The sequence below is a fragment of the Bradyrhizobium glycinis genome, from assembly GCF_016031655.1.
Lineage (GTDB): Bacteria > Pseudomonadota > Alphaproteobacteria > Rhizobiales > Xanthobacteraceae > Bradyrhizobium > Bradyrhizobium glycinis.
In genome coordinates this window covers 1-15,035 of the sequence record NZ_JACCHQ010000009.1, presented here as the reverse complement: position 1 = coordinate 15,035, position 15,035 = coordinate 1, and the positions used below count along the sequence as shown (strand labels likewise).

Sequence of the window (15,035 nt, the reverse complement as noted above, 5' to 3'; positions counted from 1 at the left end):
CCCTATCTCAGCCGCACCACTGGCGCGGCTTCCGGTGCGGCATCCTGGGCGTCGGCCGGCGCATCATCGATATCCGCCCCCTTCGGCATCGCTTCGACCACCTCGATGCCCTTGCTGTGGCAGATGGTGGCGAGGCGCTCGGGGAGCTCCTGGTCGGTGACGAAGGTCTGGATCTGGGTGATGTGGGCGATGCGCACCGGCGCGCTGCGGCGGAGTTTTGTGGAATCGGCGACCAGCATGACGCTGCGGGCATTGGCGATGATGGCCTGCGCCACCTGCACCTCGCGATAGTCGAAGTCGAGCAGCGCGCCCTCCTCGTCGATCGCCGAGGCGCCGATGATAGCATAGTCGACCTTGAACTGGCCGATCAGCTGCGTCGCGGTCGAGCCGACGACGGCGCCGTCGGCACGCCGCACCGTGCCGCCGGCGACCACCACCTCGATGCGGGGATGGCGGTAGAGCAGCATCGCGACGTTGAGGTTATTGGTGATGACGAGCAGATCCTCATGCGAGGTCAGCGCGCTCGCGACCTCCTCCGTCGTGGTGCCGATATTGATGAACAGCGAGCAGCCGTTCGGGATCAGCGAGGCGGCGGCAGCGCCAATGGCCTTCTTCTCGTCGGCGGCGACGAAGCGGCGCGCCTCATAGGCGAGGTTCTCCACACCCGAGGCGATGATGGCACCGCCATGGATGCGGGTCAGCGAACGCCGCTCACAGAGATCGTTGAGATCTTTGCGGATGGTCTGCGCCGACACCTCGAAGCGGCGCGCGAGCTCCTCGACCATGACACGGCCGGAGGCGCGCGCGATGTTGAGGATTTCGGCTTGGCGATGGGTCAGTCCGGTCACGGCAAAGGCCTCACATCAGAATGATGCATGGTGCGGCGGTTTGCGCCCCCGGTCAATGCGGACGCCGATCACGGTTAACGGATGAAGGCCTTACCACGCCAAGGCACTTGCGAGACGCGCGAGCAGCGTCGGGTCATCGAAGGCGCTCGCAGACGTGACCGCGCCCGCTCCAACCAGGTCAGCATGGCTGAGGCTGGTGCGGATGCCGACGGTTGGAATGCCGGCGGCCGTTGCGGACTGCACGCCGGTGCGGGAGTCCTCGAATGCGATCGAGGCTTGCGGCCTCGCGCCGACGAAACGCAGCCCTTCCTGATAGGGCAGCGGATGCGGCTTGCCGTGCGGCAGCTCGGCGCCGATCACGAGCGCCTTGAAACGATGCGTGATGCCGAGGCCGGAGAGCAGCAGCTCGGCGTTGAGACGCGGCGCGTTGGTCACCGCGACCATGGGAATGCCGGCGTCATCGGCGCGGTCGAGCAGCGCCATCAAGCCCGGCAGCGGCGCGATCTGCCCGGCCACCAGCGTGCGGAAGACCTCCTCCTTCTCTTCGAGGATGAGGGCGCGCCGCTCCGGCGCCTCGTGGGGCAGAAAGCGCTCGCCGATCGCGACATTGGCGAAGCCCTGCAGCTCGAGGGAGAAACGTGCGTGATCAAAGACGTGTCCGTGCGGGCCGAGCACCTGGTTGAAAGCCTTCAAGTGCAACGGGTCGGTGTCGGCGAGCGTGCCGTCGATGTCGAACAACAACGCCCGGCCCGTTCCATCGTGTCTGGTCTCGATCATTTCCGTACTTTCCCAAATGCGCGACGCATCGATACGGAAGGCGTATCAATACGGCCTCCATCGCGCAATGACGCATCCACATGACCAGCAGGCGACACTCGACAAAGCCGCGCGCGACTGCAACACTGGTTGAAAGATCAAAAAGGAGGAAACGATGACGATCAACCGACGCGATCTGGCTCTCTCGACGCTCGCCGCCTCCGCGCTTGCGTTCGCCACGCCGGCGCTCGCGGCTTCGGCAGACGAAGAAGCGGTGGCGAAGAGGGTCGAGGCCTTCCGCCTCGCCCAGATCGCGGCCGATCCCAAGGCGCTGGGCGCGCTGTGCGCGGAGGAACTGAGCTACAGCCATTCCAGCGGCAAGGTCGAAGACAAGGCGACGTTCATCGCCAACGCGACCGACGGCAAGTCGAAGTTTCTGTCGATCGAGTACAAGGACCCCACCATCAAGGTCGTCGGCCCCGCAGCGATCGTACGCTTCCACTGGCTGGGCGAGCAGGAGATGGCGGCCGATGGGAAAAAAGTATCCACCAACCTTCACATCCTGATGAACTGGCAGAAGCAGGGCGACGAGTGGAAACTGTTGTCGCGGGCGGCGACGAAGTTGTGATGCGGGTTAACCCTCTCCCCCTGTGGGAGAGGGTTAACCCTCTCCCCCTGTGGGAGAGGGTGGCTCGCCGCGTAGCGGCGAGACGGGTGAGGGGTATGTCTCCGCGAACGATACTCTCAACCGCCTGGGCATGAGGAGAAATACCCCTCATCCGGCGCGATAGCCGAAGCTTTGCTTCGGCGTTCTTAAGAACGGCTGCCGAAGGCAGCCTATGCCACCTTCTCCCACAAGGGGAGAAGGAAGAAGGCAGCAACATCAAGGGCGGCAAAAAATTCCGACCACGCCTCGCGCATCGCAATCATCGGCGTCAGCTACGCCGCCTCCTTCACATCGCCGTTGAGCAGCCTGCGCGCGGCACGCTCGGCTTCGCGGGCGTTGCGGAAGAGCTGGCCTTCGAGACGGTTGAAGCGGTGGGACGAGGCGAAGAAGCAGTAGCCTCCAGAAGAACGAACGACGATACCTGCGGTCTGCGAATCGACTTCGATGATGTAGCTGTCCGGCATGGTCCGTGAATTCCTCAGTGCGGGCAAACAACGGTGCTCCTGCCCAAAGGTTCCCAAGGGCATTTGAGGCCGTTCACCCCGAATCGACACGCAATTGAGTACGCCGGGACCTCATCCGTTTTATGACTGGTTCTTGGCGAAGCCGCGACGCGGCTGACTTGCTCGTGCCGCGTTTTGCGGCGCTGCAAAGCCTCGCAAGATTGAGGCAGAGCGTCGCGCGCGATTACGTCGCGATCGGCGGATCCTCTCGCTTGATCGCCTGCGGACGGCCGTGGTCATCGATCGAGACGTAGGTGAAATGTCCGTCGGTGACGAGGAACGGGTGCAGCTCCTTGCGCCGCAATGCCCAGGCTTCGAGATGCACGGTCAGCGAGGTGCGCCCGACGCGCACGAGATTGGCATAGACCGAGACGAGATCGCCGACATAGACCGCTTTGCGAAAATTCATCGCCTCGATCGCGACTGTCACGGTGCGCGACCGCGCGACCTTCGAGGCGAACACGCCGCCGCCGACGTCCATTTGGCTGAGCAGCCAGCCGCCGAAGATGTCGCCGTTGGCATTGGTGTCGGCCGGCATCGCCAGCGTGCGGATGCAGAGATCGCCGCTCGGCCCGGTCGTGGCTTGCTCGTTCATGCCCCTCTCTCGAGATTGCTCACTTGAAATTGTCCCAGCCCGGATCCGGCGCGAAACGCGCGCCGAATCGTTCCGCCAGCGCGCGCAGAGTGGATACGATGTTTTCTACGCCGCGCGTGCGCGCGTAATTCAGCGGACCGCCCCGGAACGGTGCATAACCCGTGCCGAAGATCATGGCGCCATCGACCGCATCGGCATCGTCGACGATGCCCTCGCGAAGCGCCGCAACGCAGACATTGGACATCGGCAGCACCAGGCGGTCGATCATCTGGTCGGTGACGCGGGGTCCGGTCTCCGGCAACGATGCTTTCTCCGCCTTGCCGTCCTTCCAGGTGTAAAAGCCCTTGCCGGTCTTGCGGCCGAGCTCGCCCTTGGCGACCTTCTCGCGCAGCCAGGCCGGCGTCGGCGGCAGGAGATCGCCGAACTTGGTGCGCAGCATGTCGCCGACGTCGAGGCAGATGTCGAGCCCGACCTGATCGGCCAGCTCGATCGGACCCATCGGCATGCCGAACTGCACGGCCGCTTCATCGATCAGGCGCTGGTCGATCTTCTCGTCCAGCATCACCATCGCTTCCAGCATGTAGGGCGTCAGCGCGCGGTTGACGAGGAAGCCCGGCGAGCTCTTTACAGGCAAAGGCAGGCGGTCGATCGCTCCGACGAAGGCGAGCGCCTCCTTCAGCACGTGTCCATCGTTGCCGTCATGGCTGACGACCTCGACCAATTGCAGCCGCGACACCGGATTGAAGAAATGCAGGCCGACCAGCCGCTCCGGCCGCGCCAGCGTGGTGCGCAGGTCCTGCAGCGGAATACTGGACGTGTTCGTCGCAAGGATCGCTCCGGGCTTCATCCGCGGCTCGAGCCCGGCATAGACCTTCTGTTTCAGCTCCAGCTTTTCCGGCACCGCCTCAATGATGAGGTCGGCGTTGCGAACGCCCTCGCCGTCCATATCGGGGATCAGGCGATCGAGCGCGTCGCGCACGTCGGTGGGCTTGCGGATGATCTTGCCGTAGAGGTCGGCCGCGCGTTTGACGGCGCCTGCGATCGGCTCCGGCTTCATGTCGGCGAGCGAGACGCGAAGGCCCTGCCCCGCACACCAGGCCGCGATGTCGCCGCCCATCGCGCCGGCGCCGATGACGTGGACATGCTTCACGGTGTTGCCGGCGCCAGCCGCCTTCTTCATCTGCTCGCGCAAAAAGAAGACGCGGATCAGGTTCTGCGCGGTCGGCGTCACCATCAGCCTGGCGAACGAGGCCTGCTCGGCCTTCAGCATCGCGGACTTGCTGCCGCCGTGCGCTTCCCAGAGATCGATCAGCGCATAGGGCGCGGGATAATGCTCGCGCGATGCAGCCTTCGCCGCCTCCGCGCGCATGCGCTTGGCCAGCAGGCCGCGCACCGGTCCGAGATTGGCGGCGCGCGTGAGCAGACCGGGCTTGGCCCGCTTCAGACGGCCGAACAGCGCATCCTTCACCGCGCCCTGGACGTGGCGCTCCTGCGTCACGGTGTCGACGAGGCCGAGCGCACTGGCGCGGCGCGCGTCGATGGTGCGGCCTGTCAGCATCAGCGCCATCGACTGGGTCGGATTGACCAGCGCGGTGAACCGGGCGGTGCCGCCGAGACCAGGATGCAGGCCGAGCATCACCTCCGGGAAACCGAAGCGCGCGCCCTCGATGGCGATGCGCGCCTGGCAGGCCAGCGCCACCTCGAGCCCACCGCCGAGGCAGAAGCCGTGGATGACTGCGACGGTCGGCAGCCTTAGCGCTTCCAGATGATCGACCACCGCATGCGCGGCGCGGATGCGCGTCTCCACCATGCCGGGATCGCTGGCCCCGCGGAATTCGTTGACGTCGGCGCCGGCAATGAAGCCGGACGGCTTTGCCGAGCGGATGACGAGACCGGCGGGACGTTCGGTCTCGATTGCCGCGAGCACCGCGTCGAACTCCTCCATCACCTCGGAGGACAGCGTGTTGGCGCTGGAGCCAGCGCGATCAAACAGCAGCCAGGCGACACTATCCGCATCGCGGGTGAGCTTGAAGTTCTTGTAGGGACCATCCGACGCGGGGCGCGGCCCGAGCTCCAGCACGCGATCGGCGAGCACGGTCATGATCTTGGAATCCATGGTCACACCGCCTCGATCAGCATGGCGCCGCCGAGCCCGCCGCCGATGCATTCGGTGGCCACACCACGGCGCGTGCCGAGCCGCTTCATCGCGTTGACGAGATGCAGCACGATGCGGTTGCCGGAGGTGCCGACGGGGTGGCCGAGCGAAATCGCGCCGCCGTCGACGTTCAGCCTCTCGCGGTCGATCTCGCCGGCCGCGCCGTCGAGCCGCAAAATTTCGCGGCAGAACTTGTCATCGTTCCAGGCGGCGAGACAGCCGAGCACTTGCGTCGCGAAGGCCTCGTTCAGCTCCCAGGTCTCGACGTCCTTGAGGGTGAGGTCGTTGCGCTTCAGCAGCGGCGTCACCGACATCACCGGACCGAGCCCCATGATGGTGGGGTCGAGCGCGGCCCAATGGCTGTCGACGATGACGGCCTTCGGCGTCAACTTGTGCTTTGCAACGGCGGCGTCGGAGGCGAGGATCACCCAGGAGGCACCGTCGGTGATCTGCGAGGAATTGCCGGCAGTGACCTGGCCCCACGGACGCTCGAACACCGGCCGGAGCTTGGCGAGCGTCTCGGCCGTGGAGTCCGGGCGCACGCCATCGTCGTGGTCGAAAAACTTGCCGTCGCGGGAAAACGCAGTCTCGACCTCGCCCTTCAGATAACCCGCGCTTTGCGCATGCGCGAGCCGGCGGTGGCTCTCGGCGGCATAGGCATCGGACTGCGCGCGGGTGATGCTGAAGAGATGGCCGACGACCTCTGCCGTCTGGCCCATGTTCAGCTCGGTGACGGGATCGGTCAGGCCGCGCTCGAGGCCGATGATCGGCTTGAGATCGCGCGGCCTCAGCTTGAACGCCGAGGCGAGCTTCGCGGCCACGCCCTTGGCCGTGGCAAGGCCGGCGAACCAGCGCACGCCGGAATTCGGCCACACCAGCGGCGCGTGGCTGAGCGCCTCGGTGCCGCCGGCGAGGATGATGTCGGCATGGCCTTCGCGGATATAGCGGTAGGCGGTGTCGATCGACTGCATGCCCGAGCCGCAATTGATCTGCACGGTGAAGGCGACCATGTCCTCGCCCATGCCGAGCCGGAGCGCAGCCACACGGGCCGGGTTCATCTCGTCAGCGATCACGTTGACGCAACCGAGGATGACCTGGTCGAAGCTATCGGGCGAGAACGGCTGGCGCGCCAGCAGCGGCCGGCCGCATTGCACGGCGAGATCGACCGGCGTGAACGGCCCGGGCCCCGAACGCGCCTTCAGGAACGGCGTCCGGCTGCCGTCGACGATGAATACCGGTCGTGCCATCAGCTCGCCGCCCTCTGCTCACCGAGTTCCTGGAAGAACTGATGCACATTGACGGTTTTCTTGTAAATCGGCGACAGCGCCTCCGGCGGAAAATCGTCGACCTCTATCGCTTTTGTGACGGCTTCGCGGGCAGCGGCGAGTTGGTCGCCCTCGGCTTGCGTGATCACGCCTTTCGTGACCGCCTCCTTCCAGTCGCGGATATGCGCAGCACGCATGCGCTTGGCGATCGCATCCGTCGCCGCGACCAGCTTGAACGCGCGCTCGAGCCGGGCGAAGCCGCCGTCGTCGTCCACATGAGCGAGATCCGGCGTGAGGCGCTCGCGTGCCGCCGACGGCTCCAGCACGATGGCAGCACATTGGTGCACAACGCGGTCGGACGGGCCGAGCACGCGGGCGCCGAACGGCTGCACTACCAGCTTGAGGAAGCCGGCGACGAAGCGGTTCGGCAGGTTGGCCAGGATTTCGGCGAGCCGGCTTTCGATGGTTTTGAACCCGGTCGCCATGCACCATTCGAGCGCGGCAAAATCCTCGTTCTGCTGCCCCTCGTCCTGCCAGCGCTTCAGCGCGGCCGAGAGCAGATAGAGCTCGGACAGGATGTCGCCGAAGCGGGCCGACAGCATCTCCTTGCGCTTGAGCGCGCCGCCGAGCATCAGCAGCGCCAGGTCGGCGCAGAGCGCAAATGCCGCCGAGTAGCGCGAGAGCTGGCGGTAGAAGGGCGTGGCATCGCCCGCATCGGGCACTGGGGCGAATGCGCCAAAGGTCCAGCTGCGACCCATGGCGCGAAATAGTGTCCGGACGCTGTGGCCGACATGCTTCCAGAACGCCTTGTCGAACGCGCTGAGACCGCGCTCGCGATCGCTATCTGCGAGCGCATTCATCTCGTCGAGCAGGTAAGGATGGGCGCGGATCGCTCCTTGCCCGAACACGATGAGATTGCGCGTCAGGATGTTGGCACCCTCGACCGTGATGCCGACCGGAACGGCGCGATGCAGATTGCCGAGATAGTTTTGCGGACCGTCGATCACGGCCTTGCCGCCATGGATGTCCATGGCGTCATCGATCGCAGTGCGCATCCGCTCGGTCGCGTGCAGCTTCATGATGCCGGAGATGACGGCGGGATGGACTCCGGCATTCAGCGCAGCACAGGTGAGCCGGCGTGCGGCATCGAGCTGGTAGGCGGTCGCGACGATGCGGGCGAGCGGCTCCTCGACGCCTTCGAACTTGGAGATCGAGATGCCGAACTGCTCGCGGATGCGGGCATAGGCGCCGGTGGTGCGCGCGGCATAGGCGGCACCTGCCGCCGACAGCGACGGCAGCGAGATGCCGCGGCCGGCGGCCAGCGCCGTCATCAGCATCTTCCAGCCCTGCCCCAGCCGCTCCTTGCCGCCGATGACGTAGTCGAGCGGAATGAAGACGTCGCGGCCCCAATTCGGGCCGTTCTGAAACACCTGCATCGAGGGTAGATGACGCTGCCCGATCTCGACGCCGGGCAGGTTCGTCGGGATCAGCGCCACGGTGATGCCGAGCTCTTCCTGGCTCCCCACGAGATGAGCGGGATCATAGGCCTTGAAGGCAAGACCAAGCAGCGTCGCGACGGGACCGAGCGTGATGTAGCGCTTGTGCCAGTTGAGGCGGAGGCCGACGACCTCGCGCCCCTCGAATTCGCCTTTGCAGATGATGCCGCTGTCGACCATCGAGGCGGCATCAGAGCCGGCTTCCGGGCTGGTGAGGCCGAAGCAGGGAATCTCGCGGCCGTCGGCGAGGCGCGGCAGCCAGCGCTGCTGCTGCTCAATGGTGCCGAAGCGCATCAGGAGCTCGCCCGGGCCGAGCGAGTTCGGCACCATCACGGTGACCGCGGCCGCGATCGAGCGGGTCGAGATCTTGCGCACCACTTCCGAATGCGCGTAGGGCGAAAAGCCGAGGCCGCCGAACTCCTTCGGAATGATCATGCCGAAGAATTTCTCGCGCTTGACGAAGTGCCAGACGTCCGGCGGCAGGTCGCGCGATTCCCAGAAAATCTTCCATTCGTCGAGCATGGCGCAGAGCTCGTCGACGGGGCCATTGAGGAAGGCCCGCTCCTCGTCCGTCAGCGTCGCCTGCGGGACCTTCAGCAGCTTCGACCAGTCGGGGTTGCCGGTGAAGAGATCGGCATCCCACCAGACGTCGCCCGCCTCCAGCGCCTCCCGCTCGGTGTCGGACATCGCCGGCAGCACGCCGCGCGCCCACGAGAAGATCGGCTTTGTGATGGTGTCGCGGCGGAAGCTCATGGCGGACCTCATGCATCGGCGCGGTTATCGGGCATTTTAGCGGAAATCGGCTGGCGAAGGCGAACATCTCGCCTGCAACATTGCCGCGGCCGGGCGGCCGCCCGACGGCGATAACGGCCGGGCCGTGGGTGCAGTTCCGGGAGGGATTGGGGGGCTGAATGTCTCTCCGCTGTCATTCCGGGGCGACGCGTAGCGTCGAGCTACGGTGTGCAATTGCGCACCTGAGAATCCATACTCCCAATCTGGTTATGGATTCCGGGCTCATGCTTCGCGTGCCCCGGAATGACGTGTGGAGAGAACGGTGCCCCGGACTAGTCCGGCCGGATCATCTCGAACATGTTCTCCGGCTTGATCTCGAAATAATCGCCGCGCCGGCCGGCGCGGACGATGGGGCGGGCAGCGGCGGTCTGGTAGACCCCGTCCTTGATCAAGGCCTTGTCGATGTGGACGGCGACGACTTCGCCGAGAGTCAGCCAAGCGTCGGCCTCCTTGCCGTCGGCGCCCTTGAGGCGAACGATGTCGGACACCTTGCACTCGAAGGCGACCGGGCTCTCCCCGACACGCGGCACGTTGACGAGCTTGCCGGGCACGGCGGTGAGCCCCGCGACCTCGAACTCGTCGACCTCGGGGGCGACATGCGCCGCGGTCGCGTTCATGTGCTTGGCGAGATCCATCGTCGTGAGATTCCAGACGAACTCGCCGGTCTGCTGCATGTTCTTGACCGTGTCCTTCCAGTTGGTCGAGGAGAAGCCGATGATCGGCGGCACGTAGCAGAACGCGTTGAAGAAGCTGTAGGGCGCGAGGTTGACGTGGCCCCTGGCATCGCGCGAGGAGATCCAGCCGATCGGCCGCGGCGCGATGATGGCGTTGAAGGGATCGTGCTTGAGGCCGTGGCCCTTGGAAGGCTCGTAGAAGTACAGGTCTTTGTCGGTCACGCGCTTGCTTCCTTTTCGTCATTGCGAGCGCAGCGAAGCAATCCAGAATCCCTCCGCGGCGACAGTCTGGATTGCTTCGCTGCGCTCGCAATGACGGGAGTTTGTTGATCCGTCCTAGTCCACCGCTAGCCGATCAGCCAGGAGGCGGTAGGACTGCTTATAGGAGGAAACCCGCCGCCCCGTCAGTGGCGCGGCGACAGACCCGCGATGACGAAATCGATCATCTGGTCGATGGTCGGGCCAGGCTTGGTGGCGCACTGGGCGATCATCTGGGGGTGGAAGAAGCGGATCATCGCGGAACATGAGCAGAGCGCAGCCAGCTGCAGGTCCGGCGCCTCGAACTCCCCGGAGGCGACGCCTTGCGCGATCATCTGGCCGATCATTCCGGCGACGCACTCCATATGAGCGACGCAGACGTCCCAGTCCTCCTCCATCGCGATCGCGACCATCTCGTGCAGCTTGTTGTCGCCGACATAGCGCTCGGTGTTCATGCGGTTGATGGTGGTGAGCAGCTCGCGGAAGCGCTCCTTGACCGGACCGGGCTTTGCCACGATCCGCTGCGCCTCCAGCTCGACCTCGCCCATCAGGCCCCGCGCCACCGCCTGATGGATCGCCTTCTTCGATTCGAAGAAGCGATACACGTTGGCGGGGCTCATCCTGAGCTCCTTGGCGATGTCGCCGACGGTCGTTTTCTGGTAGCCGATCTGGCGGAACAGCCGCTCGGCCACCTCGAGGATGCGATCCCGGGTGTCGACTTCGATATGTTCCGAAACAAGGGCCATCAGTCAGGACTCGTTGGTCAGCAGTCTTCTCATCTATTCAGCCGCTTCGGCAAGCGGAATTGCGTGCGGGTCATCGCTCTCATGCTGCGGCGCGGCAGGCTGCTCGGGCGTTCCGGCCTCGTCCAGGCTCTTGCGGAACCACAGGGCGTAGAGGCCCGGCAGGTACAGCAGCGTCAGGAAGGTCGCGACGAACAGGCCGCCCATGATGGTGATCGCCATAGGGCCCCAGAAGGCCGAGCGCGACAGCGGTATCATGGCAAGGATGGCGGCGAGCGCCGTCAGCACCACCGGTCGGGCGCGGCGGACGGTTGCCTCGACGATCGCCTCGCGCCGGGTCAGGCCGTGGGAGACGTCGGTCTCGATCTGGTCGACCAGGATGACCGTGTTGCGCATGATCATGCCGGCGAGCGCGATCAGACCGAGCAGCGCGACGAACCCGAACGGGGCATTGGCGACGTTGAGACCGAGCGAGGCACCGACGATGCCGAGCGGCGCGGTCAGGAACACCAGGATCAGGCGTGAGAAGCTCTGCAGCTGGATCATCAGCAGCGTCAGCATCACCATGACCATCACCGGGAAGAGGATGAAGATCGAGGCGTTGCCCTTTGCGGACTCCTCGAACGCGCCGCCCGGCTCGATCCGGTAGGCCGGCTCGAGGTGATCCTTGATCGCCTTCAGCTTCGGCGTGATCTGGTTGGTGACATCGGGGGCCTGGACGCCGTCGACGACGTCGGAGCGCACGGTGATCGCCATGTCGCGGTTGCGCCGCCAGATGATCGGGTCCTCATGGGCATATTCGATTCTCGCGATCTGCTGCAGCGGCACGGCGACGCCATTGCGCGAGGTGATGGTGAGATCACCGACGCCGCCGAGGTCGAGGCGCTCGGACGGGATCGCGCGGGCGACCACGCCGACCTTCTCGATGCCGTCGCGCACGGTGGTGACCTGCGAGCCCGAGATCAGCATCGCCAGCGCCTGCGAGACGTCCTGCGGGGTCAGGCCCATGGCGCGGGCGCGGTCCTGGTCGACGACGAGCTTGAGGTAGGGCGACTGCTCGTTCCAGTCGAGCTGAACGTCCTTGACGTTCTTGTTCTGCCGCATGACGTCGCGGACCTGATAGGCGATATCGCGCACCTTGTTGGGGTCGGGCCCGATCACGCGGAACTGCACGGGAAAGCCGACCGGCGGACCGAAATTGAAGCGGTCGACGCGCACGCGTGCCTCGGTCAGGAAGCCCTCGGCTGCCGCGGTCTCGATCTTGGCCTTGATGCGCTCGCGCGCCTCGACCCCCTTGGCAACGATGACGATCTCGGCAAAGGCCTCGTTCGGAAGCTGCGGGTTGAGGCCGAGCCAGAAGCGCGGCGAGCCCTGGCCGACATAGGCGGTATAGGTCTCGATGTCCTTGTCGTCCTTGAGCAGCGTCTCGGCCTTCTTCACTGCCTTCTCGGTGACGTTGAAGGCGGTGCCTTCCGGAAGGCGCAGCTGCAGGAACAGCTCGGGCCGCTCCGAGAGCGGGAAGAACTGCTGCTGGACATGGCCGAAGCCGACGATCGAGGCGAAGAAGACGCCGACGGTCGCGGCCACCACGGTAATGCGGTGGTTGACGCACCATTTCACGATGGCGCGCAAGCCGCGGTACATGCGGGTCTCGTAGACCGCATGCGGATCATGGTTGTGGTGCGCCTTCATCTCCGGCAGCAGCTTGACGCCGATATAGGGCGTGAAGATCACCGCCACGAACCAGGAGGCGACCAGCGCGATCGCCACGATCCAGAAGATGCTGCCGGCATATTCGCCGACCGCCGAATTGGCAAAGCCGATGGGGAGGAAGCCAGCGGCCGTGACCAGCGTTCCCGTGAGCATCGGAAACGCAGTAGATTCCCAGGCAAAGGACGCCGCACGAATGCGGTCCCAGCCCTGCTCCATCTTCACCACCATCATCTCGACCGCGATGATGGCGTCGTCGACGAGCAGGCCGAGCGCGATGATCAGCGCGCCGAGCGTGATGCGGTGCAGATCGAGCGACATCGTGTTCATGACGATGAAGACGATGCCGAGCACCAAGGGCACCGACAGCGCGACCACGATGCCGGTGCGCCAGCCGAGCGCCAGGAACGAGACGAACAGCACGATGACGAGCGCTTCCATGAAGGAGTGCACGAACTCGCCGACGGCGTGCTCGACCACCTTGGGCTGGTCGGCGATCAGCTTGACGTCGATGCCCTGCGGCACCGCCATCATGAAGTCGGCCGTCGCCTTCTCGACCTGCTTGCCGAGCTCGAGGATGTTGGCGCCCTTGGCGGTGACGATGCCGATGCCGATGGCGGGCTTGCCTTCCTGGCGCACAACGAAACTCGGCGGATCGACATAGCCGTGGGTGACGGTGGCGATGTCGCCAAGACGGAACACGCGGCCGTTGCTCTCGACCGGCGTTTCGGCGACGGCCTTGGCACCGTCGAGCGCGCCGGTGACGCGCAGCGGCACGCGCTGCGAGGACGTCTCGACCGTGCCGGCCGGCGTCACGTTGTTCTGCTTGGCGAGCGAATCGAACAGGGCCTGCGGCGTGATGCCGAGCGTGGCAAGCTTGGCGTGGCTGAATTCGACGAAGATGCGCTCATCCTGGTTGCCGTAGACGTCGACCTTGGTCACGCCGGGCACCTTGAGCAGGCGCTGGCGAAAACCTTCGGAGACCTTCTTGAGCTGGGCATAATCGGCGCCGTCGCCGGTCATCATGTAGAGGATGGAATCGACGTCGGAGAACTCGTCGTTGACGACGGGCCCAAGAATGCCGGACGGCAGCTGGCCCTGCACGTCGACCAGCTTCTTGCGCAGGAGATAGAAGAGGTAGGGCACGTCCTTCGGCGGCGTGTTGTCGCGGAAAGTGACCTGGAGCGCGGTGAAGCCGGGCTTGGAATAGGTCTGCACCTTCTCGAAATAGGGCAGCTCCTGGATCTTCTTCTCGATCGGGTCGGCAACCTGCGTCTGAATCTCCTGCGCGGTCGCGCCGGGCCACATCACGGAGACGTTGACCACCTTCACGGTGAAGAACGGATCCTCGGCGCGGCCGAGCTTCTCATAGGAGAAGAAGCCGGCGGCGCCGAGCACGATCATCAGGAAGAGCACCAGCGTCGGATGGCTGACGGCCCAGGCCGAAAGGTTGAAGCGCTTCATCGCACTCTCCGAAAGACGATCCAGTTGCAAACAACGACAGCCGCTCTGTTCAAACCGTCGTCGCGAGGCAGCGAAGCAATCCAGGGGGCTGGGCAGGTTCTGGATCGCTTCGCCGCTTCAGCCTTTGCTTAGGGACAAGGGCCGAAACTCGCCTCACACGACGTAACTCACTTCTTTCGTCATTCCGGGGCGCCCACAGGGCGAACCCGGAATCTCGAGATTCCGGGTCTGGTCCTTCGGACCATCCCGGAATGACAAACTAAAAACTCAGGGACGACACGATCCGCACCCGCTGGCCGGGATCGAGCTTCTGCACGCCGAGGGCGACGATCTTGGCGCCCTCGTCGACACCGCCCGTGATGACGACGTCCTTGCTCTCGTAGGACTTCACCGTGACCGGCTTGAGCGTGACCCCACCGTTGTCGTCGACGACGTAGAAGGAGGGCTTGCCGCCTTCGTTGAACAGCGCCGACAGCGGCAACCGCGCGACGCGCTCGGTCGCGGCATCCGACAGCGTCAGGGTCGCGGTCATGCCGAGCGCGACCCTGTCGTCGGCTTCGGGCAGCGAGAACTTTGCCAGATAGGTGCGCGTGGTGGGATCGGCTGCCGGCGCGATCTCGCGCAGCTTGGCTGCGTATTTCTTGTCCGGCTCGGACCAAAGAGTGACGCTGGCGACGCCCGACTTGGCGCGTCCAACCAGCGTCTCAGGGATCGCGACGACCGCTTCCTTCTCGGCAAAGCGGGCGACACGGATCGAAGCCTGGCCCGCGGCAACCACCTGGCCGGGCTCGATCAGCGTTGCGGTGACGACGCCGCGGGCGTCGGCAACGAGCGTCGCGTAGGAAAGGGAATTCTTGGTCAACTCGACCGAGCGCTCGGCCCGGTTCAGGCGGGCGCGCGCTTCATCGGCGGCGGCGCGGCTCTGGTCGAGCTGGGCGTCCGTGGTCCAGCCCTTGGCCTTGAGATCCTTGGCGCGCTGCTCGGCGGCGGCGGCCTGGGCCAGCACGCCGGTCGCGGCGGTCTGCTCGGCAACGGCCTGCTCGGCCTGGAGCTTCAGGTCGACCTCGTCGAGGGTGGCGAGCGGCTGGCCGACTTCGACCGTCTGGCCG

The 15,035-nt window shown here is 65.4% G+C and carries 12 protein-coding genes; 1 reads left to right on the top strand and 11 read right to left on the bottom strand.

Going from position 1 to position 15,035, the window contains the following annotated elements:
* Nucleotides 1–2: 2 nt before the first annotated feature.
* Nucleotides 3–848 (bottom strand): DeoR/GlpR family DNA-binding transcription regulator, encoded by an 846-nt coding sequence (locus tag HZZ16_RS15420; RefSeq protein WP_145667733.1) that lies wholly within the window; start codon nt 846–848, stop codon nt 3–5.
* Nucleotides 849–938: 90 nt separating this feature from the next.
* The gene (locus HZZ16_RS15415) at nt 939–1,625 is read right to left on the bottom strand and encodes an HAD family hydrolase (RefSeq protein WP_197949298.1); all 687 of its coding nucleotides are present in this window, start codon (nt 1,623–1,625) and stop codon (nt 939–941) included.
* Between the two features lie 154 nt (nt 1,626–1,779).
* Between HZZ16_RS15415 and HZZ16_RS15410 the strand changes: the two genes are divergently transcribed.
* Nucleotides 1,780–2,232: a nuclear transport factor 2 family protein gene (locus tag HZZ16_RS15410; RefSeq protein ID WP_197949297.1), complete on the top strand. Its 453-nt coding sequence runs from the start codon at nt 1,780–1,782 to the stop codon at nt 2,230–2,232.
* Nucleotides 2,233–2,543: 311 nt separating this feature from the next.
* On the opposite strand, the gene HZZ16_RS15405 is transcribed toward HZZ16_RS15410, so the two are convergent.
* The 9 genes from HZZ16_RS15405 to HZZ16_RS15365 form a co-directional block, all read right to left on the bottom strand.
* Nucleotides 2,544–2,735, bottom strand: a complete 192-nt coding sequence (locus HZZ16_RS15405) for a hypothetical protein (RefSeq protein WP_197949296.1) — start codon at nt 2,733–2,735, stop codon at nt 2,544–2,546.
* A gap of 223 nt (nt 2,736–2,958) precedes the next feature.
* Nucleotides 2,959–3,369, bottom strand: coding sequence for an acyl-CoA thioesterase (locus HZZ16_RS15400; protein WP_197949295.1), 411 nt, complete (start codon nt 3,367–3,369; stop codon nt 2,959–2,961).
* Nucleotides 3,370–3,388: 19 nt separating this feature from the next.
* Nucleotides 3,389–5,485, bottom strand: coding sequence for a 3-hydroxyacyl-CoA dehydrogenase NAD-binding domain-containing protein (locus tag HZZ16_RS15395; protein WP_197949294.1), 2,097 nt, complete (start codon nt 5,483–5,485; stop codon nt 3,389–3,391).
* Nucleotides 5,486–5,487: 2 nt separating this feature from the next.
* Nucleotides 5,488–6,771 carry an acetyl-CoA C-acetyltransferase gene (locus HZZ16_RS15390; RefSeq protein WP_197949293.1) on the bottom strand — a complete coding sequence of 428 codons (1,284 nt, stop codon included), beginning with the start codon at nt 6,769–6,771 and terminating at the stop codon, nt 5,488–5,490.
* On the bottom strand, nt 6,771–9,038 hold the full coding sequence (locus tag HZZ16_RS15385) for an acyl-CoA dehydrogenase (protein ID WP_197949292.1): 2,268 nt from the start codon (nt 9,036–9,038) through the stop codon (nt 6,771–6,773). Before HZZ16_RS15385 ends, HZZ16_RS15390 begins: the two co-directional genes overlap by 1 nt.
* 311 nt (nt 9,039–9,349) lie before the next feature.
* Nucleotides 9,350–9,973 carry a flavin reductase family protein gene (locus tag HZZ16_RS15380; protein ID WP_197949291.1) on the bottom strand — a complete coding sequence of 208 codons (624 nt, stop codon included), beginning with the start codon at nt 9,971–9,973 and terminating at the stop codon, nt 9,350–9,352.
* Between the two features lie 182 nt (nt 9,974–10,155).
* A complete protein-coding gene (locus tag HZZ16_RS15375) occupies nt 10,156–10,755 on the bottom strand; it encodes a TetR/AcrR family transcriptional regulator (protein WP_197949290.1) in 600 nt (199 codons plus the stop codon).
* Between the two features lie 33 nt (nt 10,756–10,788).
* Nucleotides 10,789–13,926, bottom strand: coding sequence for an efflux RND transporter permease subunit (locus tag HZZ16_RS15370; RefSeq protein WP_197949289.1), 3,138 nt, complete (start codon nt 13,924–13,926; stop codon nt 10,789–10,791).
* Between the two features lie 259 nt (nt 13,927–14,185).
* A partial coding sequence (locus HZZ16_RS15365; RefSeq protein WP_197949288.1) for an efflux RND transporter periplasmic adaptor subunit occupies nt 14,186–15,035 on the bottom strand: 850 nt, incomplete at its 5' end.

Coding starts and splice junctions, on each gene's coding strand:
- HZZ16_RS15415 (WP_197949298.1), bottom strand. CDS start 1,625: ATGATCGAGACCAGACACGATGGAACGGGCCGGGCGTTGTTGTTCGAC.
- HZZ16_RS15410 (WP_197949297.1), top strand. CDS start 1,780: ATGACGATCAACCGACGCGATCTGGCTCTCTCGACGCTCGCCGCCTCC.
- HZZ16_RS15405 (WP_197949296.1), bottom strand. CDS start 2,735: ATGCCGGACAGCTACATCATCGAAGTCGATTCGCAGACCGCAGGTATC.
- HZZ16_RS15400 (WP_197949295.1), bottom strand. CDS start 3,369: ATGAACGAGCAAGCCACGACCGGGCCGAGCGGCGATCTCTGCATCCGC.
- HZZ16_RS15395 (WP_197949294.1), bottom strand. CDS start 5,485: ATGGATTCCAAGATCATGACCGTGCTCGCCGATCGCGTGCTGGAGCTC.
- HZZ16_RS15390 (WP_197949293.1), bottom strand. CDS start 6,771: ATGGCACGACCGGTATTCATCGTCGACGGCAGCCGGACGCCGTTCCTG.
- HZZ16_RS15385 (WP_197949292.1), bottom strand. CDS start 9,038: ATGAGCTTCCGCCGCGACACCATCACAAAGCCGATCTTCTCGTGGGCG.
- HZZ16_RS15375 (WP_197949290.1), bottom strand. CDS start 10,755: ATGGCCCTTGTTTCGGAACATATCGAAGTCGACACCCGGGATCGCATC.
- HZZ16_RS15370 (WP_197949289.1), bottom strand. CDS start 13,926: ATGAAGCGCTTCAACCTTTCGGCCTGGGCCGTCAGCCATCCGACGCTG.